This is a genomic window from Blautia sp. AF14-40, assembly GCF_003479665.1.
In the GTDB taxonomy this organism is placed as follows: Bacteria; Bacillota; Clostridia; order Lachnospirales; family Lachnospiraceae; genus Fusicatenibacter; species Fusicatenibacter saccharivorans.
In genome coordinates, this window is record NZ_QUHK01000031.1 from 1 (window position 1) to 21,104 (window position 21,104).

14 protein-coding genes are annotated in these 21,104 nt (G+C 41.9%); all 14 read right to left on the bottom strand.

The genetic code is table 11. The features are described 5' to 3' along the window. Positions 1 to 149: 149 nt before the first annotated feature. Complete coding sequence (locus tag DWW13_RS15545) at positions 150 to 1,970, bottom strand: beta-L-arabinofuranosidase domain-containing protein (RefSeq protein WP_117762226.1); 1,821 nt, start codon at positions 1,968 to 1,970, stop codon at positions 150 to 152. A 59-nt stretch (positions 1,971 to 2,029) separates the two neighbouring features. Next, positions 2,030 to 3,706, bottom strand: a complete 1,677-nt coding sequence (locus DWW13_RS15550) for a family 43 glycosylhydrolase (RefSeq protein WP_118720528.1) — start codon at positions 3,704 to 3,706, stop codon at positions 2,030 to 2,032. 31 nt (positions 3,707 to 3,737) lie between these two features. Beyond that, on the bottom strand, positions 3,738 to 5,330 hold the full coding sequence (locus DWW13_RS15555) for a glycoside hydrolase family 43 protein (protein ID WP_238046196.1): 1,593 nt from the start codon (positions 5,328 to 5,330) through the stop codon (positions 3,738 to 3,740). A gap of 62 nt (positions 5,331 to 5,392) precedes the next feature. Beyond that, positions 5,393 to 6,052, bottom strand: a complete 660-nt coding sequence (locus tag DWW13_RS15560) for a YesL family protein (RefSeq protein WP_117762228.1) — start codon at positions 6,050 to 6,052, stop codon at positions 5,393 to 5,395. A gap of 106 nt (positions 6,053 to 6,158) precedes the next feature. Then, positions 6,159 to 7,748 (bottom strand): glycoside hydrolase family 43 protein, encoded by a 1,590-nt coding sequence (locus DWW13_RS15565; protein WP_117762229.1) that lies wholly within the window; start codon positions 7,746 to 7,748, stop codon positions 6,159 to 6,161. Positions 7,749 to 7,803: 55 nt separating this feature from the next. After that, positions 7,804 to 9,216: an ABC transporter substrate-binding protein gene (locus DWW13_RS15570; RefSeq protein WP_117762230.1), complete on the bottom strand. Its 1,413-nt coding sequence runs from the start codon at positions 9,214 to 9,216 to the stop codon at positions 7,804 to 7,806. Between the two features lie 104 nt (positions 9,217 to 9,320). Next, the gene (locus DWW13_RS15575) at positions 9,321 to 10,115 is read right to left on the bottom strand and encodes a carbohydrate ABC transporter permease (RefSeq protein ID WP_226906428.1); all 795 of its coding nucleotides are present in this window, start codon (positions 10,113 to 10,115) and stop codon (positions 9,321 to 9,323) included. Between the two features lie 205 nt (positions 10,116 to 10,320). After that, positions 10,321 to 11,085: a carbohydrate ABC transporter permease gene (locus tag DWW13_RS15580; protein WP_226906429.1), complete on the bottom strand. Its 765-nt coding sequence runs from the start codon at positions 11,083 to 11,085 to the stop codon at positions 10,321 to 10,323. Between the two features lie 182 nt (positions 11,086 to 11,267). Further along, a complete protein-coding gene (locus DWW13_RS15585; protein ID WP_117762233.1) occupies positions 11,268 to 13,874 on the bottom strand; it encodes a DUF5696 domain-containing protein in 2,607 nt (868 codons plus the stop codon). Positions 13,875 to 13,895: 21 nt separating this feature from the next. Further along, positions 13,896 to 14,552: a YIP1 family protein gene (locus tag DWW13_RS15590; RefSeq protein WP_117762234.1), complete on the bottom strand. Its 657-nt coding sequence runs from the start codon at positions 14,550 to 14,552 to the stop codon at positions 13,896 to 13,898. 27 nt (positions 14,553 to 14,579) lie between these two features. Further along, positions 14,580 to 16,088, bottom strand: a complete 1,509-nt coding sequence (locus DWW13_RS15595; protein WP_117762235.1) for a hypothetical protein — start codon at positions 16,086 to 16,088, stop codon at positions 14,580 to 14,582. Positions 16,089 to 16,105: 17 nt separating this feature from the next. Further along, positions 16,106 to 17,005 (bottom strand): carbohydrate ABC transporter permease, encoded by a 900-nt coding sequence (locus tag DWW13_RS15600; RefSeq protein ID WP_117762236.1) that lies wholly within the window; start codon positions 17,003 to 17,005, stop codon positions 16,106 to 16,108. Between the two features lies 1 nt (position 17,006). Then, positions 17,007 to 17,945, bottom strand: a complete 939-nt coding sequence (locus DWW13_RS15605) for a carbohydrate ABC transporter permease (RefSeq protein WP_117762237.1) — start codon at positions 17,943 to 17,945, stop codon at positions 17,007 to 17,009. Between the two features lie 14 nt (positions 17,946 to 17,959). Further along, entirely contained in the window at positions 17,960 to 20,788 is a 2,829-nt protein-coding gene (locus DWW13_RS15610) for an extracellular solute-binding protein (RefSeq protein WP_226906430.1), read from the bottom strand. Between the last annotated feature and the right edge of the window lie 316 nt (positions 20,789 to 21,104).

Sequence of the window (21,104 nt, forward strand, 5' to 3'; positions counted from 1 at the left end):
GATAAGTTTGTGCAAAATTCGATATTTGCTCATTTATAGTTAGAAATATTAATTGCACAATAAAAACCTTTGCCCTGCAGAGAAGGTAAAAAATAAGAAGTTAAAAATAAGGTCCAGACATTCCTTGGAGTATTTGGACCTCATATGCTTTATTTCACTTTAAAATAGATCTGATATGGTTCGTTACCAATCTCATTCAGCTTTTTGAAACTAATACCCGGATCCTGATTTTCTGTCCGGTAAAAGGTACGGAACTCTCCCCACTGCCGTTCGGTATCAGCAGAAAGCTCATCTTCCGGTTTCTCCGTCTCCAACTTTAAGATACGTTCTTTCTCTGTAATACCTGCCAGTACATCGGCTCCATACCGATAGGCTCCCATGGACGCATCATCCGGCAGAGGGATAAATTTTAATCCGATCGGAAGCAGTACGGTCACTTTGTCATCGTTCCTCCAAACCCTGTTTATCGCGACAAATTTCGCGGTATTATTGGTCTTTACATACAGATCATCGTTTATGTAAACCATTGCGTCTTCCCTGATCCAGTCTGGTATGCGAAGCATCAAATGAAATGGGGTGTCTTCCTGTGTATGTATTGTAAAAACATATTTTCTGAAATCAGGTTTATTCGCATAAGCACTGACTGTTTCATTTATGGTCTGTTTGGCATTGTTTTCCGAACAGGTCATCAGACTTCCGTTCATATAATCCTGATTCTGTGTAAGGCAAATCTTCCGGCCCTGCATTTCAAAAGACACTTGCGAATCGGCATACATAGTCACATACAAGTGATCATCTTCCTGATAATACAAACGATGGTTCCATGCAGCATTCGCCTGTACCATAGTTCCATGACAACAGAAGAAACTGTCTCTTTCTCCGGCCCATTCCTTCCTGCTTGCAGCTTTCATCGGCAAAAAATAAGTTAACAGACCGCCTTCCGGGCAATACGTTTGAGCCATAATACCATTCTGAACATTGTATTCAATGTAATGCATATAGGCAGGATCCTTCGTCTGCCGAAACAAAAATTCTGCCAAACGTATCATGTTATAAACGGTACAATGTTCCTGATTTTTATCACCAAGTCTTGCTTTCAGTTTTTTCATAGGTGTCCAGATTTCTCCCTGCGTCTGGCCACCTGTAGCAAAACATCCCCTGTCTATAACCGCACACTTCCAATATTGTTCAACAATATGCAGCCATTTTTCTTCTCCTGTGACCTCATACGCTTTGGCACAGCCAAGGACTTCCGGAATCGTAGTATTGGCATGCATATTTGTCAATACATCTTTTCCCTCCAATAGTGGTTCAAACAATCTGCTCCTATAATACCGCTGCATCAGAATCTTATATTTTTCCTGACCCGTAATTTCATATAAGTCTGCCCAAACCTCAAGCATACCGCCGGTTTCCATATCCAGAATATCGTCAAACTCTTCCCTGGTATATCTGCCGCTCCATCGATAAAACCAATCCGCCAGTTTATCTGCTATGGAAAGCGCCTTTGGCTGTTCCATCATTCGATATACATCGATCAGCCCCATAAAAAGCTTATGAATATTGTATTGCGGCGCCCAGATGTTCCTTCCCTTTCCTATCCAGTACAAATATTTTTCCGGAATCGGGCATACCCATTCTCCGCCGTTATCTTTTTGGCAAAGCTCCAGTTCTTTCAGAATGACTTCTGTTTTTGCTTTTAACTCTACATCTTCCGTTTCCTGATAATGCAGCGCCGCTGCCGACAACCAATGTCCCAGGAAATGTCCTCTTAGCTGGCAGCTGAGATCTTCCCAGCCTCCAAAGGCTTCTGCATCAGGTCCTCTCCCGGAATATCTGCCTGCCTCATGTAAATAGCTGCGTAATAAATAAGGAGTCTCAAGCTTCATCAAATAACGTTTGTTTGCTTCTTCACGACGGAGAAACTCACCCTCTGTCAGTATTACTTTTTTCCCTGCGATTTCTTTCATTACACACCTCCCGTTTACGTAACCACGACACATCCAGCGCGTCTCATCTGTTTCAGGGCTTACCGCACGACGACACACGTCTCTACCTGTGCAAACGCTTCTGACAGATCCAATTCTTCCGTCACATCCAGCATCGGCGCTCCGTCGATATCAAAATGCACTCTGCGGATGCCGCTGCTTCTTACTCCTTCCACTCCCGGGCGTGCATGATAGGTATTCCAAACGGTGCCATCCTCGTCGGTCACATAAGCATTATGTCCGGTACCATACTCGCTTTCTACACTTCTTGCAGTCAGGATCGGATAATTTCCCTGCTTCCAGTTTTCAGGCTGTAACAAATCCTTTCCTTTTTCGATACTTAATAATCCTACTACATAAGAAGTATCGATTGCCGCTCCTGAGAAGGTCACATACAGTTTATTCTCCCGCGGAAGCGCAAAAGGTCCTTCCACTACAAAGGTATGATTGTTGGACCATCCGTAATCCGGCTTCAATAACACCACCGGGTCTGTCAATAATTTCCAGGGTTCCTGTGGATTCAGCTTTGCAATATAGAGCCACGCCCCTAAATCTTTCGGCAGAAATTGTCTCTGGGACCAGATTACATAATAATCTCCTTCCCATTCAAAACAAGTCATATCCAACGTAATTTCTTTACCCGCTCCACAAAGATCACTGCCGTCCGGACATACGACTCTCTTCGGCTCAGACCAATCTTCCTTACAGGAAGGATTTCCGCCTTCACGCAATTCCATTACATGGCTTTCTTCTTTGAAAAATTCATCCGGAGTAGCTGCATGGAAAATATAAAGCTTACCATTTATCTCATGAAACTCCGGTGCCCAGAGCAGATTTCCAACATGAGGGTAAGTCGTGGAATCCAAAATCAGTTTTTCTTCTGCATTTACCAGCTCCGGAATCGTATCCGCTTCTCTGATATAAAGCGTATGATTATCGTCCGCATCATTCGTTGCAATAAAATAATATTTATTCTTCCACTTCGCCACACAAGGATCGGCACGATAAAACGCAATCGGAAATTCAAAATGTTCCTGATGCACGTTTCCCTTTATCTTATACGTTCCCGGCACTGCAAAATCCACGGTACTCAAGTCCCAATCCACTCTTTTCGCTACCTTTGTACCATCTGTATAGAAAGCCATGGCCCGATATTTTTCCAGTTCTTCTGCACTGGATGCCTCTACCTGCTCAGGGAACTCCATACCACAGTTTACCGGCGTCAGAAGTTTTTTACGCAGTCTGTCCGCCACGCTTTCTGAAATCTCAAGGACATTCTGCGGAACAACCCCTTGAATTTCCAATTTTTCTGCTGCAGGTACTTTCATACGGTCTGCATTGCCTTCTCTTTTCTTTTCTTCCGCTTCTTCTTTCGACAGAAATCCTACTTCTGTATAATCCAAAAAGTCTTTTGTGGTAAAATAAAGAAACTTTCCTGCGCTTTCCGTATCCTCTTCTCCATCGGCGCCGATTCTTTCGGCTACTACTCCAAAACCTCCATCTTTCAATTCCAGGATCACAGGATTTTTCAAACTCCATGGTGTCAAAGAACCATCTTCATTCTCGGTTGCCTTCACAAACAGTACACCGGAATTGTGATTCAGCGCCTGGTAATTTTCACCGTCCTCACTGATCGCCAGGTGCATACTGTATGCCAGTCTCGGATCATAAATTACACTGTCGACAGGTAAACGAGTATAACTTAGTAAATACGCCATAACTTTCCCTCTCCTTACAATTAATCCCTATTTATTTTTCAAACTGCCAGGATAACACCTCATATTCCTCTCCATAGAAAATCATATACACATCATGTACACCTGTAATACCGGTATTCAAATTTGTCTCAAATTCTGCATAATTTGTACCGGTATTGGCATCGATGGTCAGATAGCCCAGTATATCTCCATTTAATCCATCTGCACGAAGCTGTATCACTCCAACTTCTCCATTTGCATTCTTAATCTCTGCGATCCATTTGGAAGGTGCTCCTTCCCCGAAATCCACACCCTGTACCTTAACAAAAGAACCTGTTTGGATTTTTCCGAGCGCCATGGTTCCCGAACCATAGAAATCAGTAACTGCATCTCCTGCTACTGTACTCATACCGCTCATCACTGCCACTTCCGTTGCACTATGACGCTGATAGGCATCCACATAAGATAACTGTTCTCTGCCCTGAAGGGTCTGATCTATCAGACCAATACTGCCATCCTTCTGCATGGTAAAAGAATCAATATGAGTACAGCGATACCCCTTTTCAATCCCCATATTTCCTTCCAATACTCTGGTGTGATAGGTAATATACCAATGATCCTTAAAAGAAAACACACAATGATGATTGTTTCCGCCTAATCCGAAATATTTCCCCGGATTCTCTAAAATGGTTTCTTTTATGGTGAACGGTCCCAATGGACTTTCGCTTTCCATGCACACAATTTCTCCGCTTTCGAACCCGTATTGATCTGTTCCCGCCTGATCCACATCCCAGTTGGAGCAATAGGTGTAATAATACTTATTATTGTATTTATGTATACCGGAATCCTCAAATACATAAGGCGCATCTATGATTACCGGCTCACCTGCAATGCTGATCATATCTTCTCCCAGTTCCACCACTCTGGCTGTCCCAGGATTGGCAGCCTGCCCCTCAGGAACACCTCCGCCAAAATAAAGATATGCTCTTCCGTCATCATCCACCAGAACTGCAGGATCAAAAATCCATATGACATCTGCACAATTCGGTGTATGATTGTTGATCAACGCTTCTCCTAACGGATCCTCAAAGGGTCCTGTCGGACTATCCGAAGTCAATACGCCAATCCCTCCGCCGGAATTTGCAAAATACAGGAAAAATTTTACTTCTCCATCGATTTCTTTCCATGCCGCTGCCGGAGCCCAAGAATTAGCTGCCCATTTAGCAGCTCCTTTGGAACCCGCTGCATATACTGTACCATGATCTTCAAAGTTCACCATATCCGTTGTTGAAACTACGCTGATGGTATTGATCTTTCCATAAGTATTCTCCGTTACACTTCCATCTGCATCATATTCAAAAGTATCTCCGGTCATATAGAAATAAACCCGATCCTTATAAACCATAGCGTATGGATCTGCACCAAATCTCTGAGTCATGATCGGATTGGTATTGCTCAATGATTTGTACGGCGTAATCGCCTCAATTTCATCAAACAAAGCTTCATATTCTGCTGCTTTGCTCTCTTCCATTACTTTACGGTCCGATGAATCCTCGGCAACATTTCCGCAGGCACATAAAGACCATGCACAGATCATACAACTCGCAATCCCTTTTAACGCATTGCTGGTCCTTTTTTTTCGCATATCTGCTCCTTCCTGACAGTAATTAAATGAAACGATAGAATTTGCAAAATCAAAGTTATCGCTTAAATCATACCAGATTTTGCTCTGTCCAATTCTATCTGTTTTTCTAAATCTTCTTTTCTCATGTATTTCCGGAAAATCCGTTCTAAAATTTTGTTATCCACCCACATGTAAAAGGCTGGCACAAAAATTGCAGCCGGCGGAACCAGAAGAAACAGCGCTGCCGCTGCCACAAAAATCACGAGAAGCAATAATGACCATGATTTATTCATGACCATAACCGCTATACTGTTTTTTATGATCACTTTCGTAGTATTTTCGAAACGCGCCAGATACGGAAACACGTAGATTCCCCATATCGTTATTAAGGCAATCACGATCATGATCATCAGCAGCAAAAACAATGCGTGATCCATGGTTTCCAATGACGTATACAAAATATAACAATCCATTCCGGTCACAAGATACAGGCCCAAAATAATAAGCCAAATGATGATAGCAGATTTAAAGTTTGATTTAAAGGCGCTGAAAAACTCTTTCCAGGCATATCCCCTTCTCTGCCGAACTGCCTTGTGATATGCATAGTAAAACGCAGCGGACGATGCTCCAACTGTAACGATCGGGAGACAGCATGCAATCCAAAGAATACCTAAAAGGATTGCATCGCTGGCCTTTGACATTGCAGTCATGAATTTATTATCCCAATTAAAAAAATCACTCACAATTGTTTCTCCTTTTTAAAAAACAGATCACCAAAAAGAAAAATATCCCGGATGTCTGTTACGATATAAGACTCAGAGTACATCGACCACAAAATAACTGCCACATTCACTTGCCTTCTCTTTCCTCATAAGAAAGGCTCTTAAACATGGCATATCCATCTGCCTCTTCTCCTTCAGCCACTGCATAGATACCTGCTGTACATCCTACAAACCCGCCTGCTACTTCTGTTGATAATGCGCGAATATCCACATCTTCTGCCAGAATAATCTCCCTCTTACTGTCTTTCATTCCCACAGTCGCTTTCAACTCATCTATGGCAATAGAAAGCACCACTTCTTTGTCTTCCACAACCGCGGAGCCAACACATTGATCCATTCCTTTTTCGCACAGAATTACGTCCGCTTTGCTGTCACCTACTTCAACGCGTAACTGATATTCATCACTCTGTACGACTGCAATCCCGGCTCTTCTTGCCGAAGTAAGACCATCTGTTTTCAAGCATGCTTCTACTTTACACCTGTGATGTTGCTGTCTGATGGCAATGTAAGACGGGCTCGCTTTCTCTTTCAGTGTAACAGGACTGAAATGCAGATTCAGACCTTTTTCTGTTAATTGATACATATTTTCTTCCGGATTTCTAAGGAACAAAAATTCATCTCCAAGAACTTTCATATTGGTAAAATCATATTCCCTGCTGCTTCCCGGTACACAGGTCTTAGCACCTGTTCTGTATGTGTAGGAATTTACATCCGTTTCCGGTCTCCACTCCGGCAGTTCGATCTCTACGGTATCTGTCAACATTCCTGCACCTGGATTTACAACGGGCCAGTCATTCTCCCAAACCACTTTCGCAAGGAATGTTTCCCGTCCCATCGTGGTATACCCTTCCTTGGGTCTTACTGCCAGCATAGTCATATACCACTCACCTGCAGGTGTTTCAATCAGATCTGCATGTCCTACATATTTAACAGGATAGTCACGCCCAAGATGTCTATGTGTCAAAATAGGATTGCAGAAATTATTTTCATAAGGTCCCCAGATATTTTTGCTTCTGCAAACCGTTACCGCATGATCAGGTCCTGTACCGCCTTCTGCGTGCATGATATAGTAATACTCGCCTTTTTTATACAGATGAGGACCTTCCGGCCATACGATATTTTTCATGGCGCCATTCCACACATTTTTGTGTTCACCCACCAGTTTCATGGTTTTTACATCAAGTTCCTGGATCCATATATACCAGTCACCATCATATTTACAGCCTTCCGGATTGGGATGAGTACCAATATAATAACATTTTCCATCCTCATCAAAGAACAGACTTGGATCGATGCCGTCTGCTCCCTCAATATAATATGGCTCAGACCATGGTCCTTCCGGATTTGATGCTGTTACGATATAATTGCCGCCATAAGACACATTCGTACAGATTACATAAAAAACGCCTTCATGATACCGGATCGTGGGCGCAAACAATCCTGCGGAGTGCCCTGCCTCTTTCAAAGGCAATTGAGATTTTCTGTCCATCACATTGCCAATCTGTTCCCAATGTACAAGGTCTTTGCTGTGCATGAGAGAAAGCCCGGGAAAATAAGCAAACGTTGAATTGATCAAATAATAATCTTCTCCCACTGCACAAATGGAAGGATCCGGATAAAATCCTGGCATAATAGGGTTTTTTGCAATTACTGTCATGAAAATTTCTCCTTAACTTCAAGAAAAGGGGCTCCCAGAAACACCCCCTTTCAATTTATTTATTTGCTTCTTCCAGATAAGACGCCCAGGTATTTCTGATTGCCTCAGCCGCCTGTGCCGGAGTATTATCTTTGCTGATACCCCAGAGTAAATCTGCACCAAGATCCAGATTCGGGATCATATTATTGTAGGTGACTCTTCCGTTTTCCATCAATCTTGTGATCGTCAAGTCAACAGACTCTGTATCTCTGAAAGAATCATAATATCCTGACAACGCATCGTTATAATCTTCATATCCAGGAACCGGATCTGTATAAAGATCATAAGCAAATGCAATCTTCCATGCTTTCTCGGCATCATAGCAAGCCGGGATTACATACACGTTGTCGCTGCGGATGTTGGTATAGTCATCTGCTGCAGGTCCTTTCGGGAAGCACACAAAACCGAAATCGTCTTCCATGTTCGCCCAGTCACCGCTTGCCTGATAAGCTTCACCGGCGATAAAGGCGCCTTTGCCATTCTGGAATGCTTCTACCCAGTAATCCCATTCGCTTCCCTCAGGCTGCGGATAGTCATAGGTGTCCAGCATTCTAAGAGCCCAGTTTAATGCATCTAGCGTCTCATTGGATTCCAGATCATTGTAATATTTTCCATTTTCATCCATAGCGATGTAATCGCCATAATTGGATGCAACAGCTTCATTATAGAAGGTGGAACGAAAATTAACCATTGCATAACGGTCAATCACACCATCGTTATCGGTATCCGCCTGAACCTGTGAACAGAGTTCTTCGAATTTATCCCAGGTCCATTCTCCATTTTCCTGTAATTCGTAGATGGAATCTGCTGTAATTCCGGCTTCCTCCAATAATCTCTTATTAAAGTATATGCCGCCTTTCGGTTCTGGAGCAATACCTCTCATACCATAAATCGCATCACCCTTAGACATCACTTCATGAACACCGTTTGCCTGCCATTTCTCTTCAGAGAAATCCAGACAGTCCAGCGTAGACAAGTCATACATTAAACCGCTGTTCAGTGCAGCTACTAATTCGCTGCCCGGGCGAAGCGCAAATACATAATATTCATCTCCACCGCTGGTCGCATAATTTAAGAAATCTTCAGGAGTTGAACCCCAGTCGGAAATAGCCATTTCTTTGATCGTAAAGTTATACGTTTCCTGAATCCAGTCGCGATATTCTTGACGTGCCTCTTCATAAGCGTTGTTCGGTTCTTCTTCTTCGCTTGGAGTCCACCAGTCACGGATGACAACTTCAATTCCTCCCAAATCAATAGGATTTCCTTCATCATCAGTAATGACCGTATACTTTTCAGAATCATCTGACTCTTCCGAAGATGTACTGCTCTGAGGAGCATCATCGGTGTTCTCTCCGCAGGCAACCATAGATACTGACATTGCAGTTACAAGCGATGCTGCGATTAATTTCTTTACAAATCTGCTTTTCATTTTTTTCCTCCTTTTTTCTTTATATGATTCCTTTTTCATTCACCTGCACTTTCTGGGACAGCAAGTTCCTTTCAGGAATAATATACAAAATAGTTCTTTGCGTTTTACATCTTAATACCCGAAGTGCTTAAGCTTTCCACAAAACCTTTCTGTGCAAAGAGATATAAAATCAGCAACGGTACAATTACCATCAAAGTACCTGTAGATGTAATACAGTTTGTATATCCGATAGATGCTCCTGCCGGATTTCCCAAGGTATTTACAATATAAAAATCCAGCCGGTCCGCGATCATCGCTAACTGCGTTGAAAGAAGTTTTATATTGCCCAGGAACATCTTGGAATAAAATTTATCTGTCCACTGCCATACGAACGCAAACAGGAAACAGGATGTTAAAATCGGTTTGGCATCCGGAAGCATAATTCTTACGAATGTCTTCAAGGTGCCGCATCCGTCCACGTATGCCGCCTCTTCCAATTCCTTAGGAATATTGCGGAAGTACTGGCGAATCATAAATATGTACAACCCGTTTTTCAATCCCATACACCCTGCACTCATCAGATAATATGGCAACACCGAATCTCTCAAATTCAAACTCGATCCTGTCACGGCCTCTATAATTCCAAACAGATCAAAATATCTGAAATGCAGATATAAGGATGTTGAAATAGTCTGAGGCGGTACGACAATGACCAGCATAACACATAAGAACCAGAACTTCTTCAGCGGAAAATCAAATCTGGCAAAACCATAACCTACCAGTGTACATACTGCGATCTGCAGAACAGCTATTGTCAGCGAGACCACAATCGTGTTTATGATCGAAGTCCCATAGGACATAAACTGTGCAGCCAGTTCATAATTTGCTTTCGTAAAATGTTCCGGTATCGCAATGATCATAGGATTATACAAATCTTCCTCTGCCATAAAACTGATAGAAATTTTATTCAGTATAGGCTGTAAGATCATAAAACACATACCGAATAACAAAGCTGCTCTTGCAATTTTATAGACAATATTTCGCACAGTCTTTTTTAATAAATACCCCTGAGATCTTCGATTTCTTTCCCAGAAACCTATTGTTTGATATGCTGTTTTTGTCTTCTTACTCATAGTAGTAAACCCCCTTTGAGATAATGAGTGAGCTTATGCCTATGATGACCATAACGATCAGGAAATACACCCACGCCAGGGCCGATGAATATCCATAGTTGATCTGAACGATCATTTCATCACTTATCTTTTCCATTACCGCATTATCTGACCTCATACAGAAATCTATGATGGTATAAATCCAATTTACCAAAAACAGAGAACTGATCATTGGGAACGTGATCTTCCACAGACTTTCCCATTTCGTACATCCTTCAATTGCAGCCGCTTCATACATACTTTCTGAAATTGTCTGCAATCCTGACAGGAAAATAATAATCTGAATACCCGAAGCAATAGCTACATCATAGATACCATCCACAATATCGAAGACAACCTCAAAGATTTTGGAACCCATACCGGAAGTCATCAGTATATCCTGAATGGCTACCGTAATACTGTTGCTGGAGCCATTTTCCTGGATCATATCCTGCACACTGGACAATAATGCATTATTGGATTCCACCCCGAGTATAACGCCGGAAGAAAGGATCACAGGCAGGAAGAAGATTGCTCTTACAAAAGCACGTCCCTTGAATTTCTCATTTAAGATCATTGCCACAAAGAAACTAAATACCATAACAGCCAGTGCATTGATACACATGCTTCCAATTTCTTCTACCAGCATCTGATTAAATTCCGGATCCACAGTAAACGCTCTGATATAATTTGATAATCCTGCAAAAATATTTTTAAAACCACCCGAATCTACTTCCACATTACAAAAGCTCATGTAAAGCGACTGAAAAAAAGGCTTTACCATAAACATTGAAAATCCCAGAACAAACGGCATGATAAACAAGTATCCGGATATTGCCTTACGCCTTTGAAGACCCCTCAATTTCTTCTGTTTCTTCATAGTCAAATCCTTTCTAATCTTCCAATAAATCTTGTTTCGGTTTATCGAACCACAACATAATCTCTTGCAGGAACCACAGTTCCATCGTCTGCCTGCAGCTCATCATAACTGTAATTTACATAAACCTTCGTGCCGTCCTCGTAAATCGTACAAGTCAGTTCACTCGTTACATACTCATGTCCCACCATCTTCTGGTTAAATGTGTGACCCAATTCCTCATTGTATCGAGTATATATCTCCAGCATTTCATCATGCCATGCGGAATAATCTGCACCAAAATACTCTGTATATAGCGTATTCTGTAACTCAAATGCTGATTCTTTCATAAAAGTAAAAGCTAAACCGGCTCCATACTCCGCAGAATTCAAAAGCTCGTTCTGTGTATTCTGTGTCAAATTGAGCGCTTCTCCGGTATAATTGACATAGCCATGAATTGCCAGCTGATAAAATGGAATTTTCTTATCAATGATCGAATATTCGGTACCTTCCAGATCCATATTTGTGACCATATCCGCATAAGCAACTGCATAATCATTGCCCATATTGATCATTATATCCGTTCCATTATCATCAAGGCTCTTCAGCTTTTCTGCCTGCTCTTCCATTGCCATCTGTCTGCTGGTAGGATCTTTCTGGTAAAAATCAGAGGATAATTCATAGCCTATATCACTAAAAGAAACACCTGCGTGATAACCATTTGCGGCATCTGCCAGATTATCCATCATTTCATATACCAGATCAGCCTTTAACAGATAGAACGGATCTCTGTCTTCTTCTGCCTTTTCGTAAGTGACTGTGTCATACACATTCAATTTCGCGCTCTCTTGGCTTACAAATTTCGCTGCATCTGTATAAACAAAGAATCCATCCGTGATACCACTGTCCATCGCATAATTTGTAATGCCATTGAGATAAACGGCAATGCCCTTTTCTTCTGCTGAATCGATCATGTTCTGCAAATCCTTTTTGCTTCCCAGATCAGAGATCAGATTCACCGAATCCAGCATTTTCTGCTGTACTCCGCCATTCATCCAGCCGGACAGCTTCACAGACATATTACTTAAACCTTCCCCATAAAGTTCTTCCACCATCTCCTGGGCTTCTTTGTATGTGGTCAGTTCCAACGGACTGGACACCGGAACACCAAATACCTGTTTGACTTTATCTACCGCTCCGATAATTTCTAAAGCTACCGGAGTTTCTGTATCGTCATTCACCGTAAGGTAATCGCCATACTTATCTTTCAGATAACTGCGATAGTCCTCCGCCATATCTACATAGTCCCCGGAATCAATAAAGCTGTATCTCTGTACGATTCCTTCCCCCTCGGCAGTTCCATCTTCGTATACGAACATGGACTGCGTACTTCTGTCTGAAACATCGTACTGTTCCCTGTGCAATACAGAATATACTGCATTCACATAATTGTAACTGTGGCTTCTTCCACTGATATCCGCCTGAATGGATGCATACGGCACCCCATCTTCAAGCATACAGATAAAAGAGGAATCATTTTTCGACTCGCCAAAAACATTGAAATAGGTTCGCGTATCATGAACAACGGCGTCTCTGTCCTGTCCCATATCCCAGCCATATACATTTGAATAATAACTGTTTTGGCTGGTCTTACCGTTATTAAATTCGATCAGTGCGCCACCGCCTTCGGGCACAAATAAGAAACCTTCATCTGTTGTTCCGGACGCTCCAAAATAAGGAAGCACGCTCAAATAATAGATGGGATAATCCTCTTTATATTCCAGATCGTCAAATGGGACCTCCACGATCAGATCATCTCCGTCCAAACGGTAAATCACACTTACATTAAATACCGATTTTTCTGAGACTTTTTCCTGCTTGTCTTTTTCCTTGTCTTCCACATACTCTTCATAGGTATACCCAGCTTCTTCAAAATACTGCTGCAGTTTTGTTTGAATACTGGCTTTTACATTATCACGCAGGACATAGATCACCGTAGTCTCCATCGATGGATAACGTGCTGTCAATTCATCTTTTGCAGCCTTATCACTCTTGCTAAGATCGTTGATGTCCAATTTCTTATAATATTCGCCAATCATAAGGCTTTCTCTCTGCCCCATTTTGCTCAAATATTCTTCCATACGATCCTCTTCCATAACAAGAGGAACCACATATTCCTGTTCCAGATCACCGATAGAATAATTCACCTTGATATAGCCATCGCCGGTTTCAATCTCATAAATACCTTTTGCAATACTGTATTCATAGTTATCAAGAAGGGCATCTACACCATTCTGAGTGCTATAAGTTAAAAGCACTGTGGACTGCAGTTTATTTTTTTCAATCTCAAGGGCCGCACTGTCTTCTGCAGCTCCCTCCGGATTGGAAGTCCATGTTTCTCCGGTCTCTTTCATCGTAACAGAAAACTGAGTAGTAAGAGAATTCATGGAAAACAGCAATTTATCATTTTCCAGAGTAATCTCCGTTTCCTCCCCTTCATATCCGTTTACTCTGACAACCTCTTCCGGTTCTGCTTCTCCCTGCGAAAAACTGATGACCAAAACACCTATCAGGATAATAGCAAGGATAATGAACGGAACGATCAGACTCTTTAACTGCCTGAAAAGCGCAGCCTGAAATTCTGCCTTTCTAACTGATTTTTCTTTCTTCATGTCTCTTCTTCCTCCAACCTGCTACATTCTGAATAGAATCTCACGTATCAAAGATATGAAATATGACACGCCCTGGCTAATCATACTGAAAAAAATCAACAGAATAAAAACCATTACAAGCATTGCAAAGATGGTTGCTATGGTAAAAAGCACTGTTTTACTCACCGAATATTCATGGATCTGCATCATGGCTGATATAATCAGCAAGGCTGCCCATACAATTGATAATCCGCTCAGTACCGTGTAGAACGCACCTTCATCCACAGTTACCATATTGCTTAAAATAATCAGTGGAAATTGAATGAGCGGATATGGCGTTAATGCATAACAAGTTGCCATATATATCTGATTCAGACGTCCCTTACCATTAAACAACGTTGTCAATGCCCAGTTTCCCACACACCAGAGAGCAAGAGGAAAAACGATACTCGCTATATGGATCAGCAGATTTTCCTCCGGCCAATATACCTGATTAAACAGGAAACTTGTATACTGCAACTTAAATAGATTAGCAAGCAATGTTAAAAGCAATATGGTATTTGCCGCTGCTATGGATCCTCTCTTTTCATGAGTCAAATCCCAAAATCCATCCAACGGATGTGTAATGCAATATAGGGCAAACTTCAATGTTTCCAAATAATGTTCATACGTTTCCTTTTTTTTCAGTGAAGCTAACATGCCTGCCTCCGTTCTGTTTTTCATATCCTATTGCTTATAATCTCTAAAGATATCTGCCTGATCAATTTCATGCTTGATCGCTTTTATTTTACCCACCAATAACGGGATACAAAGCACTGCGAATACTATGATAAAAATAACACCGATATGCTCTTCTACCCATTCCTTACGATACTGCTTAAATGCCTTTGAATAGTTTTCATCGTCCCATTTCAGTCTGAAATAATCCAATGCTTCTTCATATTCTTCCTGGCGAAGCAGAGAACGTCCGATACCGATGTATGCACGATCATAGTTACCATTCAACTCCAGAACTTTCTGCCAGCTGTCACCGGACTCAGCATACTCACCTGCCTGAAACTGATCGATCGCCTGATAAATATACTTACCAAATTCCGTAGGTGTAAATATCGCCAGACTGTTGTCCTGTTGATCCAAGACCAGTAAATCATATCCCATATGATCAATGGCGCTTGGAAGTTTGAAATACCCGTCCATATTACCGTTTCCGCCGAACGCAAACAACATACGCCCCTGATCGTCATAAGCAAATAAACGGCCTCTTACTTTATCTAATCCCACATATACATCATTATCAAACGCTGTGATATCTGTGATCAAAGAAGGACCGGAATATCCGCCGCCATCCCCCCAATAGATATCACCAATAATATGCCATTCACCATTTCGGATCAGAATATCGCTTCCCATCATATTCAGGCGGCGAATTGGATCTGCAGTCCCATCCTCCAATGTTGACTTTGTAACATGAGTCGTACATGCATAAATAAATCCTTCATAATCCATATAAATGTTGTCGTATTCGGTTGGTACAAAAGATTCCATCTGTTCTCTCTGTGCCTGTGTAGCAAAGCGCTTCCAGATGTAATCCGTCCAATCATAGGTGACTTCCGTAGCTCCTATAAAACCGGAAAATTCCCCGTCTGCTTCGAATTTGATCAAGCCCTTATTCACATTGGTTGCCACACAATATACACGGCCCGCAGTATCGATCGCAAGCTTGCAAGGCAGGAAACTTAAATCCTGGTCAAAAGTAGCATCCACAGGCTTTGTAAATTCCATGACGTAATTCAGATCCATATCCAGCTTCAATATCCGGCTATTATTCGTGTCAGCAATAAATATGTAACCATCATCTGTAACCGCCACATCCTGCGGAGAGGAAAAGGTTTCCGGTCCCTCACCGCCCTTAAAGCTGTCAATCACACGAATCAATTCCAGAGTCTGGGAGCCGGTTCTTTGAATTTCCAGAATTCTGTTATTACCGGTATCGCAGATATAAATCATATCTTCATACACAAACAAACCGGATGGGGTTTTCAATCCTGTCTCCAGACCAAAATCTACGGCTGAATATACACCAGACACTTCATATGCATCCGGAGAATACTGTATATCTCCCCAGTAATCATAGTTGTACGTATAACCCTCATCTGCATAAACTGCCATAGCGGAGCTTAGTGCTATCATCATACCGATCAGCAGTGCGCTAAGTCTTTTCATTGTTTTTTTCATAACCTGCACCAACCTCCTTAATCTTTCAAACCGGAACTTGCCATTGTCTCCAGGATCTGACTTTCTGACAATATGAAAATAAGGATCGGTACTGCCATAACTACTACCGTAACTGCCGCTGCCTGACCGGTTCTTGCAATACCACCGCTCTGAATCTGCTGCAAAGCATAGACCAGGGTTTTTTTCTCCTCGGAATAAATGAAAGTCGCCGCCTGATTATTCCAAAGTCCCTGTACAGAGAAAATAATCATTGTCAGCCACGCCGGTTTTACATTCGGCATTACGATACTGATAAATACCTTCCACTCATTTGCACCATCAATCTTGGCCGCCTCGATCAGAGACATTGGTAATCCTTCCATAAACTGTTTCATAAGAAACAATCCCATGGGAGACGCAAACGCCGGAATAATAATTGCCCAGTATGTATCAATCCATCCCAATTCGTTGATGATCAAATAGTTGGGAATTGCCGTTATATAACCACTGAACATCAACGCGACTGTAACGAGTTTGAAAAAGGTCTTTCCCCCGGGAAAGTCATACTTCGCCAACACGAAGGCAGCCATGGATGCCAGGATCAGGTGTCCCGCTGTACCTACAACCGTAATAAATACCGTATTGAACACATATCTGGGAAATGTAACCCAACTCTTTCCCATGGTTACAAATAAATCTGAAAAGTTATCCAGTGTAGGATTCTGAGCAAAAACCTTTGGCGGAAACATAAACAACTCATCCAGCGGCTTCAATGCATTGTTAATAGCAAACACTAATGGAAATACCATCATTAATGCTACCAGTATCAAAAAGAAGTAGATGATAAAATCTCCAATCCTGGAACGATTCGGCTGTCTTCTTTTTAATTTTACTAAATTCTTTTTTGTCACATTTGCTTCTTTTTTCTGTTTCTTCATATCAGGTTCCCACTCTTCTTAACATGCTTTGAATTGCCTTATTACACAAAATCATAATCAAAAACAACAAAGTTGCAATTGCAGATGCATAACCCATTTCAAATCGGGAATAGCCGTAGTCAAACAAATGGGTGACAACTGTTCGCGCTGCATAATCTGTACTCGGATAGCCGCAAAGCGCCATGGTTACATCGCAAACACCAAAGGACTGAGTAATGGACATTACCGCGCCAAATAACAACATCGGTTTCATATTCGGCAGTGTGATGTACCATAATTCCTGCCAACGATTTCGAATACCGTCCACATAACCTGCTTCATACTGAGCACGGTCAACCCCCTGCAGACCTGCTACAAAGGAAAGGAAGCCGGTACCCAAACTCATCCATAAAATAACCAGCATACAAATCGGAAGCATGTAATCCGGATCCGTCAGCCAGAGGATCGGCGAATTAATAATACCCATATTCATCAAAGCTGCATTTACATATCCGTATGCGTCGCCTCTGAAGAAGATAGAAAAAATAACGTACGCGTTGCCCGCAATGGAAGGAGCATAGAACACAACAACAGCAATCGTTCGAACCCATCGTGGCAATTCGTTGATCAGCCATGCAAACAGGAAAGAGGCGATATAGCCCAACGGTCCTGTGATAACAGCAATGACAAACGTATTTTTTACACCGATCAGAAATACATCATCCTGTAAAATTAAGTTGATATAATTCTGCAGCCCGACAAACTTGGGAGATTCCAGAATGTTGTAATAAGTAAAACTGTAAAAAATAGAGGTTATAACCGGCAATATGTAAAACAAGGCAAATATTATTGCATACGGCGCCAGAAACGCATAACACATTTTACTCATTTTGGCCTTTTTTATCGCAACCTTCATATTATGCCTGCGCAACATGAAATATCTGCGGATATATTCTTTCATTTCTTACTTACCTCCTATTCCAACGGCAGACCAAACTCTGAACGTTTCTTGGCAATTTCTTCATTAATGGTAATGGTATAATCAATAATTGTCTCTCTCGGATCTTCCTGGTCATTAATAACCTTTCGAACCGCATTTGTTATATGCCGTCCCGTATAGTATCCGCCAGGGATTTCACGAATTCCTACCGTTTGACGCCACTGCTCTGTTAATACTTCAATATCATCTGCAGTCCATGCCAGCTGGCTGAACGCATTTATATTTGCGGTTGCATATCTTGCAGAAGATCCGAGCAACGCTTCAATTTCACGGCCAAAACGTACCTGCGTGTCCGAACTTGCCCACCATTTCATGAATTCCCACGCTCTCTGTTTTGTATCCTCATCATCAGAAGCAATCATCATTGTCCCACTGCCGGTAATAAAGTCGGAACGATCGATGTAAGTATTACCATTTTCATCTGTTTTTTCAGTACCAGGAATTAATGTAAAGTCCCATAAGCCTTTAATCTCCGGCGCAGATACCATCAAGGTATTGTACGTCGAATAGCTCGCAATACCGATAGGCATTTCACCAGAACGGAACCGGCTGACAAAATCAAAATAGGTAGGAATTCCATAATCCGTAAAGAATCTGGTATATACATCAAACGCTTCAACACCCGCTTCATCGTTGATCTCAGCTTTGGTTCCTGCTTCGTTGTACAAATCTCCGCCGTACTGGTATAGCAAACTGAAATATAAGGACAGGTCTGCTGCGTTGGATGCAATCGTTGTGCTGGCGCTTGCGCTGCCGCTGCTGCCTGCCGCCGATGGAATGCCGATGGACATATTGTTGCCCTGAATGGTAGGAAGCATTTCAATCAAATCCTGCCAGGTCTGGGGAACTTCCAGTTCCAATTGTTCCAAAACATCGGTTCTATAGAACATCACATTAAATGTCTGCGTTTCAGGAATCGCATAAATTGCACCGTCGAGGCAATACTGTTGATATGAACTTTCTGTATAGCTACTCAAAACCTCTTGATAATCTTCAAACTGAGTAAGATCTTCAGCTGCTCCACGAAGCGCATAGTTCACAGGCTGGTCAGCTCCGACGGAAAGAACCACATCCGGTCCTCTTCCTGCCATAACTGCACTCAGCAAAGCATTAGCCGCTACAACTTCCACATTGACCTTAATTCCCGTATCAGGAGTAAAGGTATCGTCCACCATGGATTTCAAAATAGTGCCCTGGTCACGACCGCTCAGGATCCAAACCGTAACTACTTCTTCATCATTCTCCTCATAGACATCACCAACCGCATCATAGTCAACGTAGAAAGTTGCCGCAAATGCTTTGATCTCATGCCACATTTTAGAGAAGAAGTTCGCTTCGTCTTTTTCCGGTTCTGTATCTGTGCTGGTAATTACCAGATAATCGATATCCAGTTTCGTTTCACCCATATTCAGAACCGCAGTACCGAGAGAAGTAATATTGTCTTTAAATGTTGTAAACTCTTCCGTAATCTTGTTCGGCTTTTCTACAAATCGCTCCAGCTGCTGCGCAAGAGTCTGCGCCGTCGCAATCTTATCGGCTTTTTGTCCCGTATAAGCAACCATTTCATCTACAATCTTGTAGAGGCGTTTGGATTCCAGATCCATAGCTTCCATCACTTCCGGATATACCTGATCAATATTGTAATCGCGGTATTGATCCGGCGTTGCTCCGGTATATACCAAAAGTTTCCTGTAAATCTGATTCAGACGATAAATAGAATCTTCCAGTTCTTCCAGCAGAATACCGGAACCGCCCAATGTAGCTTCCAGACGAATGGTATGTGTTCCTTCTGTAAGATAAATTTTATACGGATTTCCATCTGCATCTGCGAGAGTCAGATTGTTCCAGTCATTCTCATATTCGAAGGAAATCTCTTCCATTTCTTCAAATGGGATTTCTCCATCGATATATACCGTTCTGGAAGATACACTGCCGCGGGCATAATTCTGTCTTCCCTTAACAGTAATATTGTAATAACCGTCCTCCGGAACCGAAAACTCCCATTCGATCCACTGGCCTGCACTGCACCATGTTTCTCCGCCTACATAATTCAGAATTGTATTCGTCACACTGTATGGCTGAGTGTTCGGCGCCGATTTGTCATATTTCGCATACAGAGATGATTCTGATCGTATCGTCGAATCCTCTCCCTGTACCACCTGCACATAATTAATATTGGTTTCTGAATTTCCTTCCCCCGGACAGTTTGCCAGATATTCTTCGTATGTAACGGAATCATCGATTGCAGCCAGTGTGAGTTTTTTCAAAACCATGGGTTCGTTTACACCTTCCATGGTGATCGTATTCTCTCCGGCTTCAAAATAAAACTGATAAGGATTTATGATATATCCCATATCATCTTTGCAGAAAGTGCTCTGCCATTTGTAAACTTCCACCTGCGAAGGACGAATTTCATTTCCCTGATTGTCTACCTTAGGTTCTGAGGCGTCTGTCCAGGTTCTTGTAAAAATAATGTTTCCCGCATCATCAAACGGAAGTTCTCCATTGATGTATACAGAACGTTCGATCGCAACCCCTCGGGACTCTACTGTTATATACTCCAGATAAAGGTTGTAGAAACCTGCCTCAGGAACATTTACCTTCCAGGTAACCGTGGATTCCGTATCTGTATAAAGAGCTTTCTCTTCCCCCTCATAATTTTCATATACTTCTACGCCTTCCCCTTCCATGTAAGCAAACAGATCCACTTCTATATCTTCGGCAGGACATGCTGCATCTTCATGGGCATTCAAATACTTTGTATATGTACCTTCTCTGACGGCGCCTTCTACATCAGCGCTCAAGTCGACCCCTTCATATTTCTGTTGAAAATTTTCCACCGGTCTCAAGTTCAATAATACACAAATAACAAGTACTATCAGGACACCGATTATAATAATTGCTTTTTTTACAGACCCCTTCATAAATGCCTCCATGACTTCTACTAAAATAATAGTAATAATATATTTGTCTCTTGTATTTGTATTTTACTATGATTTTTAACATATTGCTTCTTAGTTTTTGCTATTCGTTCTTCATCCTTTGCTCACTTTTTGTTCAAATTTACTTTTTATCTATTTATTATTGCCTTATTTGCGTCAAAATGTTACACTTATCTTA